Annotated in this window: 15 protein-coding genes; 10 read left to right on the plus strand and 5 right to left on the minus strand. The window is 64.9% G+C overall.

What is annotated here, in order from left to right; genetic code table 11:
- Positions 1–11: 11 nt before the first annotated feature.
- Complete coding sequence (locus tag FW789_RS16285) at positions 12–4913, plus strand: alpha-2-macroglobulin family protein (protein WP_446431752.1); 4902 nt, start codon at positions 12–14, stop codon at positions 4911–4913.
- A 145-nt stretch (positions 4914–5058) separates the two neighbouring features.
- Here the strand turns inward: FW789_RS16285 and FW789_RS16290 are convergent, their stop codons facing one another.
- Positions 5059–5352 carry a hypothetical protein gene (locus tag FW789_RS16290; RefSeq protein WP_186700579.1) on the minus strand — a complete coding sequence of 98 codons (294 nt, stop codon included), beginning with the start codon at positions 5350–5352 and terminating at the stop codon, positions 5059–5061.
- 59 nt (positions 5353–5411) lie between these two features.
- Here FW789_RS16290 and pbpC point away from each other — a divergent pair, with 59 nt between their 5' ends.
- The gene (pbpC, locus tag FW789_RS16295) at positions 5412–7772 is read left to right on the plus strand and encodes a peptidoglycan glycosyltransferase PbpC (RefSeq protein WP_446431753.1); all 2361 of its coding nucleotides are present in this window, start codon (positions 5412–5414) and stop codon (positions 7770–7772) included.
- 50 nt (positions 7773–7822) lie between these two features.
- On the opposite strand, the gene FW789_RS16300 is transcribed toward pbpC, so the two are convergent.
- Together FW789_RS16300 and FW789_RS16305 are read right to left on the minus strand one after the other, a co-directional pair.
- Positions 7823–8230, minus strand: coding sequence for a response regulator (locus FW789_RS16300; RefSeq protein WP_101316108.1), 408 nt, complete (start codon positions 8228–8230; stop codon positions 7823–7825).
- A gap of 52 nt (positions 8231–8282) precedes the next feature.
- Entirely contained in the window at positions 8283–8465 is a 183-nt protein-coding gene (locus FW789_RS16305) for a Flp family type IVb pilin (RefSeq protein WP_340612787.1), read from the minus strand.
- Positions 8466–8751: 286 nt separating this feature from the next.
- Here FW789_RS16305 and cpaB point away from each other — a divergent pair, with 286 nt between their 5' ends.
- Genes cpaB through FW789_RS16345 form a run of 8 tightly spaced genes read left to right on the plus strand, consistent with a single transcriptional unit; the run spans position 8752 to position 16139 of the window.
- Entirely contained in the window at positions 8752–9687 is a 936-nt protein-coding gene (gene cpaB / locus FW789_RS16310; RefSeq protein WP_446431754.1) for a Flp pilus assembly protein CpaB, read from the plus strand.
- 18 nt (positions 9688–9705) lie between these two features.
- Complete coding sequence (locus FW789_RS16315) at positions 9706–10938, plus strand: type II and III secretion system protein family protein (RefSeq protein ID WP_188035263.1); 1233 nt, start codon at positions 9706–9708, stop codon at positions 10936–10938.
- Positions 10935–12125 carry a pilus assembly protein gene (locus FW789_RS16320; protein WP_103435919.1) on the plus strand — a complete coding sequence of 397 codons (1191 nt, stop codon included), beginning with the start codon at positions 10935–10937 and terminating at the stop codon, positions 12123–12125. The genes FW789_RS16315 and FW789_RS16320 overlap by 4 nt, the downstream gene beginning before the upstream one ends.
- On the plus strand, positions 12122–13378 hold the full coding sequence (locus FW789_RS16325) for a CpaF family protein (protein ID WP_446431755.1): 1257 nt from the start codon (positions 12122–12124) through the stop codon (positions 13376–13378). The genes FW789_RS16320 and FW789_RS16325 overlap by 4 nt, the downstream gene beginning before the upstream one ends.
- A complete protein-coding gene (locus tag FW789_RS16330) occupies positions 13375–14256 on the plus strand; it encodes a type II secretion system F family protein (protein ID WP_103435921.1) in 882 nt (293 codons plus the stop codon). The genes FW789_RS16325 and FW789_RS16330 overlap by 4 nt, the downstream gene beginning before the upstream one ends.
- Positions 14253–15146: a type II secretion system F family protein gene (locus FW789_RS16335; RefSeq protein ID WP_446431756.1), complete on the plus strand. Its 894-nt coding sequence runs from the start codon at positions 14253–14255 to the stop codon at positions 15144–15146. The genes FW789_RS16330 and FW789_RS16335 overlap by 4 nt, the downstream gene beginning before the upstream one ends.
- 11 nt (positions 15147–15157) lie before the next feature.
- Positions 15158–15829, plus strand: a complete 672-nt coding sequence (locus FW789_RS16340; RefSeq protein WP_186700568.1) for a tetratricopeptide repeat protein — start codon at positions 15158–15160, stop codon at positions 15827–15829.
- Positions 15830–15878: 49 nt separating this feature from the next.
- Positions 15879–16139 (plus strand): DUF3613 domain-containing protein, encoded by a 261-nt coding sequence (locus tag FW789_RS16345; protein WP_446431757.1) that lies wholly within the window; start codon positions 15879–15881, stop codon positions 16137–16139.
- Here the strand turns inward: FW789_RS16345 and FW789_RS16350 are convergent.
- Both FW789_RS16350 and FW789_RS16355 read right to left on the minus strand, forming a co-directional pair.
- Positions 16136–16933: a response regulator transcription factor gene (locus FW789_RS16350; RefSeq protein ID WP_186700567.1), complete on the minus strand. Its 798-nt coding sequence runs from the start codon at positions 16931–16933 to the stop codon at positions 16136–16138. The two genes, FW789_RS16345 and FW789_RS16350, sit on opposite strands and share 4 nt — an antisense overlap.
- Before the next feature lie 97 nt (positions 16934–17030).
- Entirely contained in the window at positions 17031–17501 is a 471-nt protein-coding gene (locus tag FW789_RS16355; protein ID WP_103435924.1) for an A24 family peptidase, read from the minus strand.
- Positions 17502–17514 lie beyond the last annotated feature (13 nt).

Genomic DNA, 17514 nt, shown 5'->3' on the forward strand with positions numbered 1-17514 from the left:
GTCTTCTCTCCATGTTCAACAAAGGATTGTTGCTGGCCTGCGCGCTGGCATTGCTCAGTGCTTGTGATTCCTCGTCGAAGGACACCGCTGCCCCTGTCGAAAAGCCTGCAGCAACGGCCCCGGCCGAAGCCAAGGCCGCCAAACGGGAAGACCCGGCATTGCTCGCCAAGCGCTACGCAGGCCGCGAGCTGACCGTGCTCGATGTCTCGGAAACCCAGCTCGACGGCGCCAGCGCGCTGTCGATCAGTTTCTCGGCGCCGCTCGATGCCAAGCAGGACTTCGCCAGCAAGGTGCACCTGGTCGACACCGTCAAGGGCAAGGTGGACGGCGCCTGGGAGCTTTCCGACAACCAGATGGAATTGCGCCTGCGCCACCTTGAACCGCAGCGCAAGCTGGTGCTGACCCTGGACAAGGGCCTGCTCGCGGTGAATGGCAACAGCCTCGCGGCCGAGTCGGTCAGCCGCCTGGAAACCCGCGACATGCAGGCCACCATCGGCTTTGCCAGCCGTGGCTCGTTGCTGCCGACGCGCCTGGCCGAAGGCCTGCCGGTGATTGCCCTGAACGTCGACAAAGTCGATGTCGAGTTCTTCCGCATCAAGCCGGAGATGCTCTCGACCTTCTTGGCCAACTGGGGCCGCAACAGCAGCCTGTACTACTACCAGTCCCAAGAAACCCTGGACATGGCCGAGTTGGTCTACGGCGGGCGCTTCGACCTCAACCCTGCCCGCAACACCCGCGAGACCGTGTTGTTGCCGATTGCCGGGATCAAGCCGCTGCAGGAGCCAGGCGTGTACCTGGCGGTGATGCGTGCATCTGGCACCTATGACTATTCCCAGCCAGCAACCCTGTTCACCCTGAGTGATATCGGCGTCTCGGCGCACCGTTACCGTGACCGCCTGGATGTGTTCGCCCAGGCACTGGAAGGCGGCAAGGCGCTCAGTGGCGTCAACCTCGAACTGCACGACGACAAGGGCAAGCTGCTGGCTCAGGCCAAGACCGACAGTGATGGCCATGCCCAGCTGCCGATCACCGACAAGGCCGATACCCTGATCGCCACCCAGGGCGTGCACACCACTCTATTGCGGCTCAATACCGCCGCCCTCGACCTGGCCGAGTTCGACATCACCGGGCCGCAGGCCAACCCGCTGCAGTTCTTCGTGTTCGGTCCGCGTGACCTCTATCGCCCGGGCGAGACCGTGCTGCTCAATGGCCTGTTGCGTGATCAGGATGGCAAGCCGGTCAAGGCGCAGCCAGTCAGCGTCGAGGTGCGCCGGCCGGATGAGCAGGTCAGCCGCAAGTTTGTCTGGGAGGCCGATGCCAATGGCCTCTATCAATATCAGCTGCAACTGGCGAGCGAGGCACCGACCGGCCGCTGGCAGTTGCTGCTCGATCTCGGCGGTGGCCGCAAGCAGGTTTTCGAGATCCTCGTCGAAGACTTCCTGCCCGAGCGTCTGGCGCTTGAACTCAAGGGCAGCGCCACGCCGCTGAGCCCTGAGCAGACCGCGCAGATCAAAGTCAATGGCCGCTACCTGTATGGCGCCCCGGCAGCGGGCAACCGCCTCAGTGGCCAGGCCTACGTGCGGCCGCTGCGTGAAGCAGTGCCGGCGTTGCCCGGCTACCAGTTCGGGTCGATCACCGAAACCGAGCTGAGTCAGGATCTGGAGCTGGACGAAGTCACCCTCGACCAGGCCGGCAAGGCCACCATCGACATCGAAAGCCGCTGGAGCGAGGCCCGTTCGCCGCTGCAGTTGAGTGTGCAGGCCAGCCTGCAGGAGTCCGGCGGCCGACCGATTACCCGCCGCCTTGAGCAACCGATCTGGCCGGCCGAGCGCCTGCCTGGCCTGCGCGGTTTGTTCGACGGTGAAGAAACCGATGGCGATGGCCCGGTCGAATTCGAAGTGCTGGTAGCCGACCGCAACGGTGCCAAGCTGGCCGCCGACGACCTCAAGGTGCGGCTGATCCGTGAGCGCCGCGACTACTACTGGAACTACTCGCAGAGCGACGGCTGGAGCTACAACTACAACGAGAAGTACCTGACCCAGAGCGAAGAGACCGTCAGCGTCAAAGCCGGCTCCACCGCCAAGCTGAACTTCCAGGTCGAGTGGGGCCCTTACCGGGTCGAGGTTGAAGACCCGCAGACCGGGCTGGTGTCCAGTGCACGCTTCTGGGCCGGTTACCGCGCTCAGGACAATGCCGAAGGCGGCGCCGTGCGCCCGGATCAGGTCAAGCTCGCCCTGGACAAACCGTCCTATGCCGACGGCGCCACGGCCAAGGTCACGGTCACGCCGCCTGCAGCCGGCAGCGGCTACCTGATGATCGAATCCAGCGATGGGCCGCTGTGGTGGCAGGAAATCGACGTGCCCGCCGAAGGCAAGACCTTCGACGTGCAGTTGGACAAGAAGTGGGCGCGGCACGACCTGTACATCAGTGCGCTGGTGATTCGCCCAGGTGAGCGCAAGGCCAACGCCACGCCAAAACGGGCGGTCGGCGTGCTCCATATGCCACTGGATCGGACCGAGCGCAAGCTGGCCCTGACCCTGCAGACGCCTGAGAAGATGCGCCCCAAGCAGCCTTTGACGGTCAAGTTCAAGGCTACCGCTGCCGACGGCAGCGTGCCTAAACAGGTGCACGTGCTGCTCAGCGCAGTGGATATCGGTATCCTCAATATCACCGACTTCAAGACCCCTGATCCTTTCGCCAGCCTGTTCGGGCGCAAGGCCTATGGCGCTGACCAACTGGATATCTATGGCCAGTTGATCGAAGCCGGGCAGGGCCGTCTGGCCAGCCTGGCCTTTGGTGGTGACGCCGCGCTGGCCAAGGGCGGCAAGCGGCCCAATACCACGGTGACCATCGTTGCCCAGCAGAGCCTGCCGGTGACCCTCAACGACAAGGGCGAGGGCGAAGCAACGGTTGATATCCCCGACTTCAACGGTGAACTGCGGATCATGGCCCAGGCCTGGAGCGACGAGCAGTTCGGCATGGCCGAAGGCAAGACCGTGGTCGCCGCGCCGCTGATCGCCGAGCTGTCGGCACCGCGCTTCCTCGCCGGTGGTGACCGCACCAGCCTGGCGCTGGATCTGGCCAACCTGTCCGGGCGCGCCCAGCAGCTGACGGTCGAACTCAGCGGCGAAGGCCAGTTGAGCCTGGCGGCCGGCAGTCAGCAGAATGTTGCCCTGGCCGAGGGCCAGCGCAAGACTCTGATGATCCCGGTGCAGGCCTTGGGCGGTCTCGGCCAGGGCACCCTGCGCGTGCGCGTCAACGGCCTGCAACTGCCGGGTGAAGCCGCCAGCAGCTTTGAGCGTGAGTGGAAACTGGGCGTGCGTCCGGCTTATCCGGCGATGCTCAAACACTACCGCGTGGCACTCAAGGATCAGCCGTGGAGCCTGCCGGAGAGCGATCTGGCTGAGTTCGAGCCGGCCGGTCTTGAGGCCAGCCTGGCCCTGTCGAGCCGGCCGCCGCTGAACCTGGCCGAGCAGATCCGTGCGCTCGAGGCCTATCCCTATGGTTGCCTGGAACAGACCACCAGCGGCCTGTACCCGTCGCTCTATGCCGATGCCGAAAGTCTCAAGCGCCTCGGCATCAAGGGCGAGCCTGCCGATGTGCGCAAGCGCAAGATCGAGATGGGCATCGAGCATCTGTTGGGCATGCAACGCTACAACGGTGGCTTTGGCCTGTGGAGCTCCGACAGTGAAGAAGAATACTGGCTGACTGCCTACGTCACCGACTTCCTCCTGCGTGCTCGCGAGCAGGGCTATGGCGTGCCGGCCGAAGCGCTGAAAAAGGCCAACGAGCGGCTGCTGCGGTACTTGCAGGAGCGCAATCTGATCGAGGTCAACTACAGCGACAACGCCGAGCACACCCGTTTTGCCGTGCAAGCCTACGCCGCCTTGGTACTGGCGCGCAGTCAGCAGGCGCCGCTGGGTGCCCTGCGCGCAGTGTTCGAGCGCCGGAGCGATGCCCGTTCCGGTCTGCCGCTGGTGCAGTTGGCCGTGGCACTGGACAAGATGGGCGACAAGCCACGTGCCCAGCAAGCGCTGCAAGCGGGCCTGGCGATCAGCCGCGGCAAGGGCTGGATGGCCGACTACGGCAGTGCAGTGCGTGACCAGGCGTTGATCCTCGCCTTGCTCCAGGAAAACAACCTGGCCACCAATCAGGTCGATCAGCGCCTGTTTGCCTTGTCTGACGAACTGGCCGCCAACCGCTGGTTGTCGACCCAGGAGCGCAATGCGCTGTTCCTCGCGGGCCGCGGCCTGCTGGGTAAACCTGAAGGCAAGTGGCAGGCGCGGCTGGACAGCGCCGGCGAGGTGCGCGAGTTCAACAACGTCGAATCGGGGATGAAGCTCGAAGGGCCGTTACTGGCATCGCCGCTGACCTTGCAGAACCAGGGCAGCGACACCCTTTATCAGCAACTGACCCTGTCCGGTTACCCGCGCCAAGCGCCGCCGGCCAGCAGTAACGGTATGGAGATCCGCCGCGAGTACCTGGGCATGAACGGTCAGCCGCTGGATCTGCGCAATCTGCGTAGCGGTGAGCTGGTGCTGGTGCACCTGGCCTTGCGTGCCTCGACCCAAGTGCCGGATGCACTGGTGGTTGACCTGCTGCCGGCGGGGCTTGAGCTGGAAAACCAGAACCTGGCGCAGAGCGCAGCCAGCCTGGACAACGCCAGCAGTGCGGTGAAGGAATGGCGCGAGTCGATGCAGAACGCCAGCGTGGTGCATCAGGAGTACCGTGATGACCGCTATGTCGCTGCCCTGAAACTGGACAGCTACGGTACCACCCACCTGTTGTACCTGGCCCGCGCCGTGACCCCGGGTACCTACCGGGTGCCGCCGCCGCAGGTTGAGTCGATGTATCGACCTAACCTGCAGGCGGTGGGTGAGAGTCAGGGGGATATGACGGTTAAGGGGCGCTGAGGCGGGATTCTTGCCTCGTTCGAGATCGCCGGGGCCGCTGCGCGGCCCTTTCGCGACACAGACCGCGTAACGCCCGAGCGACGCGGTCATCTGTGAGCGGCCTTGCGTCGCGAAAGGAGGGCGCAGCCCTCCCGGCAATCTCCAGTCAATGAATGATCCAGCTCATGACCCACAAGCCGAGAATCAGCCAGATGATCCCGGCGATGATCGAGGCGCGCATGAACGCGCGGATTGCCGAGTACAACAGCAGCAAACCGACGATCAAGGCGAGGATGCTGACCAGCGAGGTATCCATGCCCAGCGTGCGCGCCAGCCCGTCGATGAAATTGCCGCCGGCATTGGCCAGCAGATTGAACAGCCCGCTCAAGCCATCGACAATGAAGCGGATCACCGCCCCCAGTGCCTGCCCCAGCCATTCAAAAAAACCTTCTACATGCATAGTCGCGTCCTGATGATCATTCCAAGGCTTTGGCCATTACCTGGCCAGGTCGGTTCCCCATGCCAAGCTTAATACGCCCGCGCCCTCGTGCGTTGCGTGTATTGCAAACCAGTATTGCCAGTGCACTGCTGCTGGTCGGCCTGCTGTGGCTGGCCGATCGCATTTGGCCGCTGCCGATGCCGGCCGACGACCTTGCCCGGGTAGTCCTGGCCGAGGACGGTACGCCGCTCTGGCGCTTTGCCGATGCCGATGGCGTATGGCGTTATCCGGTCAGCCCCGATGAAGTGTCGCCGCTGTACCTGCAAGCGCTGCTGACCTACGAGGACCGCTGGTTCTATAGCCATCCCGGGGTCAACCCGCTGGCCCTGGCGCGGGCTGCCTGGCTCAACCTTAGCGGCGGCCGCGTGGTGTCCGGCGGCAGCACCCTGTCGATGCAGGTAGCGCGCCTGCTCGATCCGCATGAGCGGACCCTGGCCGGCAAGTCGCGGCAACTGTGGCGCACCTTACAGCTGGAATGGCACCTGTCGAAGCAGCAGATCCTGCAGATCTACCTGAACCGTGCGCCCTTTGGCGGCACCCTGCAAGGCGTGGCGGCGGCCAGTTGGGCTTATCTGGGCAAGTCGCCAAAACAGCTCACCCCAGCCGAAGCGGCCTTGCTTGCGGTGCTGCCCCAGGCCCCCAGCCGGCTGCGCCCGGACCGTCATCCGCAGCGTGCGCAGCAGGCCCGCGACAAGGTCTTGCAGCGCCTTGGCGAGTACCAGGTATGGTCAGCCCAGCAAGTCGCCGAGGCCCGTGAGGAGCCGCTGCTGCTCGCCCCGCGCCAGGAGCCGGCACTGGCGCCGCTGCTGGCTCGGAGGCTGAACACGGCGAACAGCCCGCCGCTGATCCGCACCACCCTGGATGCCTCGCTGCAGCGCCGGCTCGAAGACTTGCTGCTGGGCTGGCGCGCACGGCTGCCCGAGCGCACCTCGGCGGCGATCCTGGTGGTCGAGACACAAACCATGGCCACCCGCGCCTACATCGGCTCGATCGACATCGGCGATGCCCGCCGCTTTGGTCATGTCGATATGGTGCACGCCCTGCGCTCGCCCGGCTCGACCCTGAAACCGTTCCTGTATGGCATGGCCCTGGACGACGGCCTGATCCATTCCGAATCCCTTCTGCAGGATGTGCCGCGGCGCTATGGCGACTACAGGCCGGGCAACTTCTCGATGGGTTTCAGCGGCCCGGTGTCAGCCAGCTCGGCGCTGGCGTTGTCGCTCAACCTGCCCGCCGTGCAACTGCTCGAAGCCTACGGCCCCAAACGCTTTGCCGCGCAGATGCGCATGGGCGGTATGCCGTTGATACTGCCGCCACTGGCCGAGCCCAACCTGTCGCTGATCCTCGGTGGCGCCGGCAGCCGGCTGGAAGATCTGGTCGGCGGTTATGCAGCCCTGGCCCGTGCCGGGCAGAGTGCCCAGGTGCGCCTGCAGCCACAGGATCCGCTGCTCGAACGGCGGCTGTTGTCGCCCGGTGCGGCGTGGATCATCCGGCGGATTCTCAGCGGCCAGGCACGGCCCGACCGCGATCCTCACGCCGAACTGGTGCAGCGCCCGCAACTGGCCTGGAAGACCGGCACCAGCTATGGCTTTCGGGATGCCTGGTCGGTCGGGGTCGGCCCGCGCTACCTGATCGGGGTGTGGATCGGCCGCCCGGATGGCACTCCGGTGCCTGGCCAGTTCGGCCTGGCCTCGGCGGCGCCGCTGATGCTGCAAGTGCACGACCTGCTGAGCAACCGCGACAGCCAGCGCGGTATTCGCCCACCGGTGGAGCAGGTGCCGGCGTCGGTCGGGGTGGCCGCGATCTGCTGGCCGCTCGGCCAGCCCATGCCGCGCCAGGACGCCAACTGCCGGCGCCAGCGCTTCGCCTGGACCCTCGACGGCACCACGCCGCCGACCTTGCAGGCGGCAGACCAGCCGCTCGGCCTGGGCCTGCGCGACACGGTCTGGGTCAACCCGCAGGGGTTGCGCGTGGATGCCAGTTGCCCAGGTGCCACGGCGCAACAGATCGCGCTCTGGCCAGCGCCACTGGAACCTTGGCTGGCGCGGGTCGAACGGCGTGCCGCCCGGCTGCCGACAATTGACCAGAGCTGCCCGCCGCAGGTGCCCGCCAGCGCGCCGCCGCTGTCGATCGTCGGGGTGCGCAACGGCGATAACCTGCGCCGCCCAAGGACTAGCAGCGAGCCGTTGCAATTCTATGTCTCGGCGCTGGGCGGTGGTGGCCAACGCTGGTGGTTCCGCAACGGCCAGCCGCTTGGCGAAACTTCCGGTCAGGACAGCCTGCTGGTGCGCTTTGAGCAGGTCGGGCGGGTCGAACTGAGCGTGCTCGATGAAAGCGGCGAGACGGCGCGGGTGGAGTTTCAGGTGGATGCCGGTGGCTGAGGGCTGATCAGCGTGCCGTACGGGTCATCGAAGGTATATCGGTCGCGGCGCTAGCCGACCGACTGCATGCGTGGCTTGGGGAACAGGTTATCCAGGGTTTCCAGCAGGCGGGCGTGATAGATCGGCTTGCGGAACAGGTCCAGCACATGCAGGCGCAGCAGGTCGCTGACATCGTCCATATCGGCATGCCCGGACATCACGATCACCGGCAGGTGCTGGCGGGCCGTGTGATCGCGCAGGCGTTTGATCAAGGCGATGCCGTTCTCCTCGGGCATGCGCAGGTCGGTGATCACCAGGGCCATGTCCGGGTGCTGGGTGAGCAGCACCAGCGCGGCCTTGACCGAATTGGCGGTATGGCAGGTGAACCCCTCGTTCTCGAGCAACTCGGCCAGCTCCAGCAGGGCCTCTTCCTCATCGTCGACCAGAAGAATCTGTTGACGCAAGGAAGAAGTCAGCATGGAACGCTCCTGGTCGCTTGAGAGTGCGCAGCAGAATTGAGGGTTGGGCCACTCAACGGGTAATCGCAGTCTGGATGGTCGTCATCAACGCCGTTACCTGGGTCGATATCGGCGTGACGAACGCCGCCAGCGCTACGGCCACCATCGCCGCGATCACTGCGTACTCGATACCCGAGGCGCCGTCCTTGCGTTCGATAAAGGTTTTGCAGCGGGTATAGATCTTCAACAGCAACATGGCACATCTCCTTGCGCGGTGGGCGCCGGTGGCGGCGCGGCGTGTAGTGATACCCCTTTGCCATTAGAGCATCGTCAAACTGTGCAGACCTGCAAATGTAAGAAGGCGTTAACTACAAAGTATTAGGTTTGAACAGCTGCGCTAAATCCCTGTTTTTGTTCAGCGTCAATTTGTCGGCTGCAAATTTCCCCCCGCATTCATGGCGAAATAGCTGCTCTGCGCTACCGTGCAATAGCGAAATAGTTACTTTTGGCCATCATGGTTTTCCAGGGACAGGGGAGCGTTAATGAGCAGTCGCTTGACCATGATCCTCGCCGGTCTGTTCCTGCTGGCAGCACTGCTCGCCGGCTATTGGGGGCTGATGCTGAGCCGCCCGGCCGAGCCTGTCGCCGCACCGCCGGTGGTCGAGACCAGTGCGCCGCCAGTTGCTGCTCCGGCGCCCGTGGCCGTGCCGGAGCCTACGCGTTTCCCCATCGTGATCATGGCTCGGCAGGTCCCGGCCAACACCCCACTCAGCGCTGAAGATGTGCTGATCGAGCGTTTGCAGGTAGTCCCTGCTGGCGCCTTCAGCCAGCTCGACCAAGTGCTCGGGCGCAGCAGCGCGCGACCCTTGCCGCAGGGCTTGTGGCTGGATGAACAAAGCTTTCAGAGCGGTGGCCCGCTGGCGCGGATGATCCGTCGACATGAGCGCGCCGTCGCGTTGGCGGTAGACGATGTGATCGGCGCGGCAGGGCAGTTGCGCCCGGGCGATTATGTCGATGTGCTGCTGTTTCTGCGCGAAGAAAACAACAACCCACAGGCGTCGGCGCAAGTCGTGCTGCCCGCGCTGCGGGTGCTCAGCGTCGGTGACCAGACCGGCCTGGCCAATGACGGCCGACCTGCGCAAAGCGCCGATGAGCAGCAGGCGCGGCGCGATGCGCTGGGCACGGGTGGCACGCGCACCGTGGCCCTGGCCGTGCCCGAGGCGCTGGCCAGTCGGCTGATGCTCGCCGCCCAGGCCGGCACCTTGCGCCTGGCAGTGCGCAGTGCCGATGAGCAGCTGCTGGCCGGCTACTGGGCCGAGCGCCAGGCCGAGTCACAGTTGCAAAGCGCCAACCGCGAGCTGTTCCGGTTCAGTCAGTTGTCGCAGGTGCCGCCAGCCAAGGCCGCGCCCAGCGGCGCTGTGGCCGGCATGCAGATTATTCGTGGTGCCCACAACCAAGCGCCAGCAGACACCCCCTGACCCAGCAAGGATGCAGCCATGCGTAGTTCCTCGCGGTTATTCACTCCGTTGTGCCTGGCGTTGACGCTGCTCGGCGCCGCGCCTTGTGCACAAGCGGCTGACAAAGGCTGTGCCGCGGTGGCCGAGTTGCCCTCGGTGATCGAGATGGACCAAGGCCTGCAGCAGGAGCTGCGTCTGCCGCTGGCCATCAGCCGGGTGGCCGTCGGCGAACCCAAGGTGGCCGACGTGCAGGCCAGCGGCCCGCGCGCGGTATTGCTGACGGCGCTGGCGCCTGGCAGCACCAGCCTGATGCTGTGGACTGCCTGCGCGGCGACGCCGCACCGAGCGATGTTGTTCGTCAAAGGCAGTGCCTCGGTGGACATGGCGCTGCCCTCGCAGGATGAGCAACTGCCGATCCAGGTACAGGCCGACATCCGCTTTGTCGAAGTGCACCGCAGCAAATACAAGGAAGCCGGTGCGCGGTTGTTCTTCAGTGGATCGAACAACAGCCTGATCGGCTCGCCAGGCAGTGTGCCGGGCGTCAATGTCTCGCCGGGCAACGTGCCGGTGGCGCGGCCGCTGATCCCGCTCAACGACAATGTCTTCAACATCGTCTGGGGTGGCGGCAGCAGCCGCTTTCTGGCAGCCATCAGTGCGCTGGAAAACAGCGGGTTCGCCTATACCCTGGCCCGTCCCAGCCTGACCGTGCTCAGCGGCCTGACTGCAAGTTTTCTCGCCGGTGGCGAAATCCCTATCCCGGTGCCGAGCGCCGGCAGCGACAACGTGTCGATCGAGTACAAGGAGTTCGGCGTGCGTCTGGCGCTGACGCCGACGGTGGTCAGCCGTGATCGCATCACCCTCAAAGTGGCACCCGAGGTCAGCGAGCTGGACTACAACAATGCCGTGAATATCGCTGGTACCTTGGTGCCCGGGCTGAGTGTGCGGCGTACCGACACCAGCATTTCGCTGGCCGATGGCGAGAGCTTCATCATCAGCGGGCTGGTCAGCAGTAATACCCGCTCCTCTGTAGACAAGCTGCCAGGGCTCGGCAACCTGCCTGTGCTTGGTGCGTTCTTTCGTCAGTCGGCACTGGTGCGTGAAGAGACCGAACTGCTGATGATCGTCACCCCCCATCTGGTCCAGCCCCTGGCCGCCAACGCCCGGCTGCCGGAGCTGCCCGGCGAAAGTCTGCGCAGTTACGACCCCAGCTGGGGCCGCTTGTTTTTCATGGAAAACGGCAACTTCGACGGCCGTAGCGGGTTATCACGATGACTGACAGCCTCAACCAGACCTACCTGGCGATCACCCGCAATGAAGAAGACCTGCACTGGTTGCAGGGCGCCTTGGCACCGCTCGGCCAGGTCATCGGCGCCAGCGGCGGCAGCCTCGATGAACTGCTGGCACTGGTCGACGTGACCTTCAGCAACCTGGTGTTCATCGGCCTGGACCGTGAGCAGTTGGTCAACCAGTGCGCGCTGATCGAAGGCGTACTCGAGGCCAAGCCGATGCTGGCCATCGTTGCCCTTGGCGACGGCATGGACAACCAGCTGGTGTTGCACGCCATGCGCGCCGGGGCGCGTGACTTCGTTGCCTACGGCTCGCGCTCGAGTGAAGTTGCCGGGCTGGTGCGGCGCCTCGGCAAACGTCTGCCGGCGGTGTCCAGCAACCCCAGCCTGGGCGGCCTCACTGTGCTCTATGGTGCTCAGCGTGGAGCGGACGGTGCCTTGCTCACCACCCATCTGGCGCGGGTAGTACAAGACAGCGGCCAGCAGACCCTGCTGCTCGACCTGGGCCTGCCGCGTGGCGACAGCCTGGCGCTGCTCGGGCTGGAAGCCTCGTTCTTTTTTGGCGACGCCTTGCGCCACCTGCGGCGCCTCGACACCTCATTGATCGACAGCGCGTTTAGCCGTGACAACAGCGGTCTGCGCATTCTGGCCTACGCCGACACCGACGAGCCCTTGCGCAATACCAGCGCCGCCGAGCTGTACATGCTGCTCAGCGCCTTGCGCCAGCACTTTCAGCATATCGTCGTCAACCTGACCGGGCAGGCCGACAGCGAAGCCCTGCGCACCATCATCAGCCACTGCGACAAGCTGATCGTGTATACCGACCAGAACATCCTCGACTGCCGGCGCAACCTGGAAGTGCTCGATCAATGGCGCGACCGCGGCATCAAGCTGGAGCACGCCAGCCTGCTGGTCGACTGCTACCTGCGCAACCTGGCGCCGGATGCCGATGCCCTGGCCAAGCGCTATGGCTTGCCGCTGCTCAAGGCACTGCCGTACAGCCCGGAGCTGCGCCTGAATGCCAAGAATCAGGGCTTGAGCCTGTTCGAGCTGGCCCCGCGCGAGGCCCTCACGCAAGCCTTGCACAGCCTTGGCGAGCGCCTGGCGCATCGCTCCGAGAGCCTTGAGCGACCGTCCCTGACCTGGCTGCGCCGCCTGTGGTGGAGCAAATGAGCAGCGACGAACTGTTCGGCGGGCCACGCCATGCTGCAGCTGAACCGCAGGCGCTCAAGCGCGCACTGCACCGGCATGTGATCGACAGCATCGAAGACAGCGGCCGCAGCCTGCTCGAAGGCGCCCGACCGGCGCTGACCCAGTTCGTCTACGAGCAGGTCGGCGACTATGTCGCGCGCCTGCGCCTGGCCCTTTCGCGTTATGAAATGGAGCGCATGGCCGAGGAACTGGTCGATGAGCTGACCGGATATGGCCCGCTGGAGGTGCTGCTGCGCGACCCCAGCGTGACCGAAATTCTGGTCAACGGGCCGCACCGGGTATTTGTCGAACGCGCCGGTTTGCTGCAATTGACCGACCTGCGCTTCATCGATGCGCAGCATGTCGAGCGGGTCATGCAGCGCATTCTTGCGCCACTCGGGCGGCGCCTGGATGAATCATCGCCAATGGTTGATGCGCGCCTGCCGGATGGCAGTCGGGTCAACGCGATTATCCCGCCGGTGGCGTTGGACGGGCCGTGCCTGTCGATTCGCAAGTTTCGCAGCGACATGCTCAAGGGCGCCGACCTGCTTGCCACTCGGGCCATTGACCAGGCCATCTTCGACTTCCTCGAACGGGCGGTGGGCCGGCGCTGCAATATCCTCGTCAGCGGCGGTACCGGTACCGGCAAGACCACCCTGCTGAATATCCTCAGCCAGATGATCGCCCCGCAGGAGCGTCTGGTGACCATCGAGGATGTGGCCGAACTGCAATTGCATCACCCCCATGTGGTGCGCCTGGAGACGCGCCCGCCGAATGTCGAAGGGCATGGCGAGATCAAGTCCAGCGAGCTGATCCGCAACGCCCTGCGCATGCGCCCGGACCGCATCCTGCTTGGCGAGATCCGGGGCGGCGAAGTGCTCGACGTGCTGACCGCGATGAACACCGGGCATGACGGCTCGATGAGCACGGTGCACGCCAACACCGCCCAGGACGCCTTGCTGCGGCTGGAGACGCTGGTCGGCCTGAGTGGTCGGCAGATTGCCGAGAAGACCCTGCGCCAGATGATCTGCGCCGCGCTCGACGTGGTCATCCAGCTGACCCGCCTGGCCGATGGCCGGCGCTGTGTCAGCGAGGTGCTGGAAGTGGTCGGGGTGCGCGACGACGTCTACGTCACCAACACCCTGTTCCGCCTCGAGCGGCGCGGCGGCGATGTGTTCTTGCGCGATGCGCCGAACCCCGCCGGGGCCAAGCTGCGCAACGACGGTGTGCTGTGAGCGGGGCGCTGCTGCTGGCCCTGTCGCCCCTGCTGCTGGGGGTGGCACTGCTGCTGTTGCGCCAGGGCCTGTACAAGCGCGGCGAAGAGCGCACGTTGCTGCGCCTGGGCCGCGCTTTTAGCCTTGTGCGCAGCGGCAAGGCCCGCCGCGACTGGTTTGATCCGCTGCTGCAACGCGCAGGTTTCGACACCGCGCAGTTCAACCCCAAGCCGTGGCTGCTGGGCTGGCTGGCCGGGGTGATCGTCGCGCAACTGGCAGCGGGCTGGACGGCGGCACTGATGCTTGCGCTGAGTGTGCCTGTGCTGGGTCGGCTGTACCTGAGCTGGCGTTATCGGCGCCGGGTGCGTTTGATCATCGAGCAACTGCCCGGCCTGCTCGACTACAGCGTGCGCAGCCTGAAGGCCGGCCGCACGCTCAATGACGCTGTGCTCGGCGGTATCGATGGTACGCGCGAGCCGTTGCAGTCGGCCATGCAGCGGGTACGCCGCAATGTGCGCCTGGGGGTGAGCCTGGACGTTGCCGTGAGCGAGCTGGCCGAGCTGTACGACCAGGCCGAGCTGCGCCTGTTTGCCATGGGCCTGCGCATCAATCAGCAGTACGGCGGCAATGCCAGCGAGCTGATGGAAAACCTGATCAAGTTGATTCGCGAGCGTGAGCAGGGTGCACGCCAGCTCAAGGCAATGACCGGCGAAACCCGCGTGACCGCATGCATTCTCGGCGCGCTGCCGCTGACCATGGTCGGCTATTTCTTGGTCGGTAATCCCAGTTACCTGCTGGGCATGTGGCGCGACAGTCAGGGCCAGATGCTGTTGTTGCTGGCATTTGCCCTGCAGTTGCTCGGCTGCCTGGTGTTGTGGCGCATGATGAGGAGCCTGTGAGCGCGGCCTGGCTGCTGTGCGCGCTGTGCCTGTTGGCCGGCTGCGGGCTGCTGGCTGCGCAGTTGCTGCGCCGGCTGCGCACGCGCTTGCTGATTGCCCGGCGCTTGCAGGGCCAGTTGGCACGGCAAGAGCGTTTTGGTGACTGGCTGCAATGGCTGGGTAGCACTGGCCTGGGCCGGCGCCTGCAAAAGCTCGATGGCGAAACCCAGACCTTGCTCGATCGCCTGGGCTGGCGCCGCAGCCGCCAGCGCGCACTGTTTGCGGCGGTGCAACTGGGTCTGCCGCTGCTGGCGGTGGTGTTGGCGCTGCTGCTTCAGCATGGCGTGGACGGGGTTTGGGCTGGCCACTGGCTGGTGCTGCCGCTGTGCGCGTTGGGCATGGGTTATCTGCTGCCCAAGCGATTCCTGGCGGTGGCCGCCGCGCGTCGTCAGCAGCGGATCGCCCATGAAATCAGCTTGCTGATCCCGTTGCTGCGCATCCTCTTCGAGACCGGGCTGACCGTCGAGCAGGCGCTACGGGTGTTGAGCCAGGAAGGCCGCACGCTGGTGCGGCAGATCAGCGAAGAGTTGCGCCTGATTCTGCAACGGGTCGACTCCGGCCTGACCTTGGCTGGCGAGCTGGAGAAAACCGCCAACCTGCTGGCTGTCGACGAGTTCAGCGACACCTGCGTGATTCTGCGCCAACTGCTGGTACAGGGCAGCGGTGCGTTGAAGTCACTGCTGGCACTGAAAAACCTGCTCGATGACCGGCGCCTGACACGCCTGCAAGAGCGTGTATCGAAGATGTCGGCGAAGATGTCGGCAGTGATGATGGTGTTTCTGTTCCCGGCCTTGCTGATCGTGCTGGCGGGGCCGGGTTTGACTGCGTTGGCACGGGCATTGGGCTCGTGAGGGGAGGGCTGATGAAGCGATTGATGGTACTGCTGGGCGTGCTCGCCCTGAGTGGTTGCGCCGGACAGGCGCCTGGCAGCTTGGCACAGATGCTCGGCAGCGGCGGTTGCGCCAAGCCGGACGCTGACCAGCAACTGGCGCTCAACCTTGCCGATGAAATGCTCAATGAAGGCCGCCCGCACGCGAGCCTGGCGCACCTGCAGGAGCTGCCTGACAGCTTTGCCCAGGTGCGCCTGCGCAAAGCCAAGGTGTCGCGCCTGCTTGGTCGCAGCGAAGCCGAGCCGTTGTACCACAGCCTGCTCGGCGGCTGCCTGGCGGCCGAGGGCGAACATGGTCTGGGCCAGTTGGCCTCGGCCCGCGGCGATGATGTGCAGGCGCTGCAGAACCTGCAGCGTGCCGTGCGCCTGGCACCGACCGATGAAAAGGTGCGCAATGACCTGGGCGTGGTGCTGATGAGTCTGGGCCGGCATGAACAGGCCCGCTTCGAGTTTCTCACGGCGCTGGAGCTCAAGGACGACAACCAGCTGCCGGCAGTCAACCTGGTGACCTTGTCGCTGCTGCAGGACAACTGGCAGCAGGCGGCTGATCTGGTCGCCCGGTTGCGCCTCAAGCCGCAGCAGTTCGCCGAGGCCCAGGCGCGGGCCAAGCAATTGCAGGCCATTGCGCGGGCGCCAGTCAGCTGATCGCCAACGCCAGCGGCGCTGGCAACCGGCCTATATGGAGACAGTCGTCATGCTCAAATCGTTGATCCTGCTTGCCTACATCGCCTTCCCAATTGACGCGTTGGCGGCTGAAACCACCTATCCGCCGCCAGCCGAGACTGCCACCGAAGCACTGCTGCGGGTGCAGTCGAGCAATCAGCAGGCGTCGAGCAGGCCCCAGCAGCAGACTGCTCGCGAACGCGACCAGTCCATGCAGCGCTGGCTGGACAGCTACAAGTATCAGATCCCGGACTTCTTCCGCTGGGAGAAGGTCAGCTCCGAGAAAAACTAGTGGGTGGTGAAGCGCTGATGCAGCGGTGATGCCCGCGGCGTCAGCGCCAGGGCCAGTTGGGTACGGTTGTGCATGTGGGTCAGGCGCAGCGCCTGCGACACGTACAGTTTTACCGTGTTTTCGGTGATGCCCAGCTCGCAGGCAATCTGGTAATTGGTCTTGCCCTTGCTAACCAGCTTGGCCACTTCAAGCTGGCGCGGCGAGAGCTTGTCGAACACGGCTGGCAGTTCGCTTTCGCCTTCTGGTGCATCGCCGGCGCGGCGGTGAACGCCTTGGCCGCGGGCTTTTTCCAGGTCCTGATAAAGGTCATCGATCGAGTCGGCCAGGTACTGCAGACGCTCATTCAAGGTGCCCAGCTCGCGGAAGTTGCGCCGCCGCTCAAGCAGGGCCTGTTCCTGCCGGCGCACGCCGGCCAGCAGCTCGTTGAGGTCCATGGGTTTCTGGTAGTAGTCGGCAAAGCCTTCGCGCAGGGCGCGGATGACGTCCTGCTTGTCGGCGCGGCCGGTCAGCATGATTGCCTCGAACATACGCTGGCGTCCGGCCAGCTCCTTCAGGGCGCGCATCAGCTCGATACCATCGCGCTCCGGCATGTGCAGGTCGCTGAGGACCAGGCCAATGCCATCGTCGGCCTGAAAGTGCTCCAGCGCCTCCGCCGTCGAGTGGGCGGCAAAACAGGTGTAGCCTTGATTCTCGAGAAACTCACACAGCTCTTCGACGATTACCGGCTGGTCGTCGACTACCAGCACCTTCACCTCGCTTACCGATTTGCTCACGCTCAACTCCCTGTTCAACATTTGCCGCTCCCATGCCAGACATGCTCACGCTATGGACAGTAGTCCGACCTCGTGATTATGTACAAAGCCTGTACAACTTATGCGACAGCAGGTCGCGCTATTGGATCCATACAGATGCCAAGAGGAAGCCGACCAGCACGTAAGGGGCAAATGGCTGCTTGTCGCCAACCTGTTCGGCGAGGGTCTGCAGGCGTTTTTTCACTTTGGGGTTGAGCAGGCTCCACAACCGCCGACGCGTCAGCAGCCAGAGCAACACAGCCACGCCGGCGCCGATGAAGGTGCCGAGTACGTAGTAATGACTGGTGGCCAGAGCCAGGGCGCCCATCAGCTTGACGTCGCCCGCGCCGAAGCGCCCGAGCATATAGCCGGGCAAGGTCAACAGCATGACGATGGCCAGGGCCCAGCCGGCTTCACTGGCATCGGCGCCGATCCAGCTCTGGCCGGTGGCGAACAGCCAGGCCAGGGCGCAGGCAGCCACGCCCAGGGTGAGCGTGTTGGAGATCTGCCGTTCACGGACATCCTGTTCAGTACACAAGGCCAGCCACATCAAGACAACTATGCTGTGCATTGGCAAATCGCCA

The organism is Pseudomonas sp. 1121_17, assembly GCF_052850745.1.

Coding starts and splice junctions, on each gene's coding strand:
- FW789_RS16285 (WP_446431752.1), top strand. CDS start 12: ATGTTCAACAAAGGATTGTTGCTGGCCTGCGCGCTGGCATTGCTCAGT.
- FW789_RS16290 (WP_186700579.1), bottom strand. CDS start 5,352: ATGCATGTAGAAGGTTTTTTTGAATGGCTGGGGCAGGCACTGGGGGCG.
- pbpC (WP_446431753.1), top strand. CDS start 5,412: ATGCCAAGCTTAATACGCCCGCGCCCTCGTGCGTTGCGTGTATTGCAA.
- FW789_RS16300 (WP_101316108.1), bottom strand. CDS start 8,230: ATGCTGACTTCTTCCTTGCGTCAACAGATTCTTCTGGTCGACGATGAG.
- FW789_RS16305 (WP_340612787.1), bottom strand. CDS start 8,465: ATGTTGCTGTTGAAGATCTATACCCGCTGCAAAACCTTTATCGAACGC.
- cpaB (WP_446431754.1), top strand. CDS start 8,752: ATGAGCAGTCGCTTGACCATGATCCTCGCCGGTCTGTTCCTGCTGGCA.
- FW789_RS16315 (WP_188035263.1), top strand. CDS start 9,706: ATGCGTAGTTCCTCGCGGTTATTCACTCCGTTGTGCCTGGCGTTGACG.
- FW789_RS16320 (WP_103435919.1), top strand. CDS start 10,935: ATGACTGACAGCCTCAACCAGACCTACCTGGCGATCACCCGCAATGAA.
- FW789_RS16325 (WP_446431755.1), top strand. CDS start 12,122: ATGAGCAGCGACGAACTGTTCGGCGGGCCACGCCATGCTGCAGCTGAA.
- FW789_RS16340 (WP_186700568.1), top strand. CDS start 15,158: ATGAAGCGATTGATGGTACTGCTGGGCGTGCTCGCCCTGAGTGGTTGC.
- FW789_RS16345 (WP_446431757.1), top strand. CDS start 15,879: ATGCTCAAATCGTTGATCCTGCTTGCCTACATCGCCTTCCCAATTGAC.
- FW789_RS16350 (WP_186700567.1), bottom strand. CDS start 16,933: ATGTTGAACAGGGAGTTGAGCGTGAGCAAATCGGTAAGCGAGGTGAAG.
- FW789_RS16355 (WP_103435924.1), bottom strand. CDS start 17,501: ATGCACAGCATAGTTGTCTTGATGTGGCTGGCCTTGTGTACTGAACAG.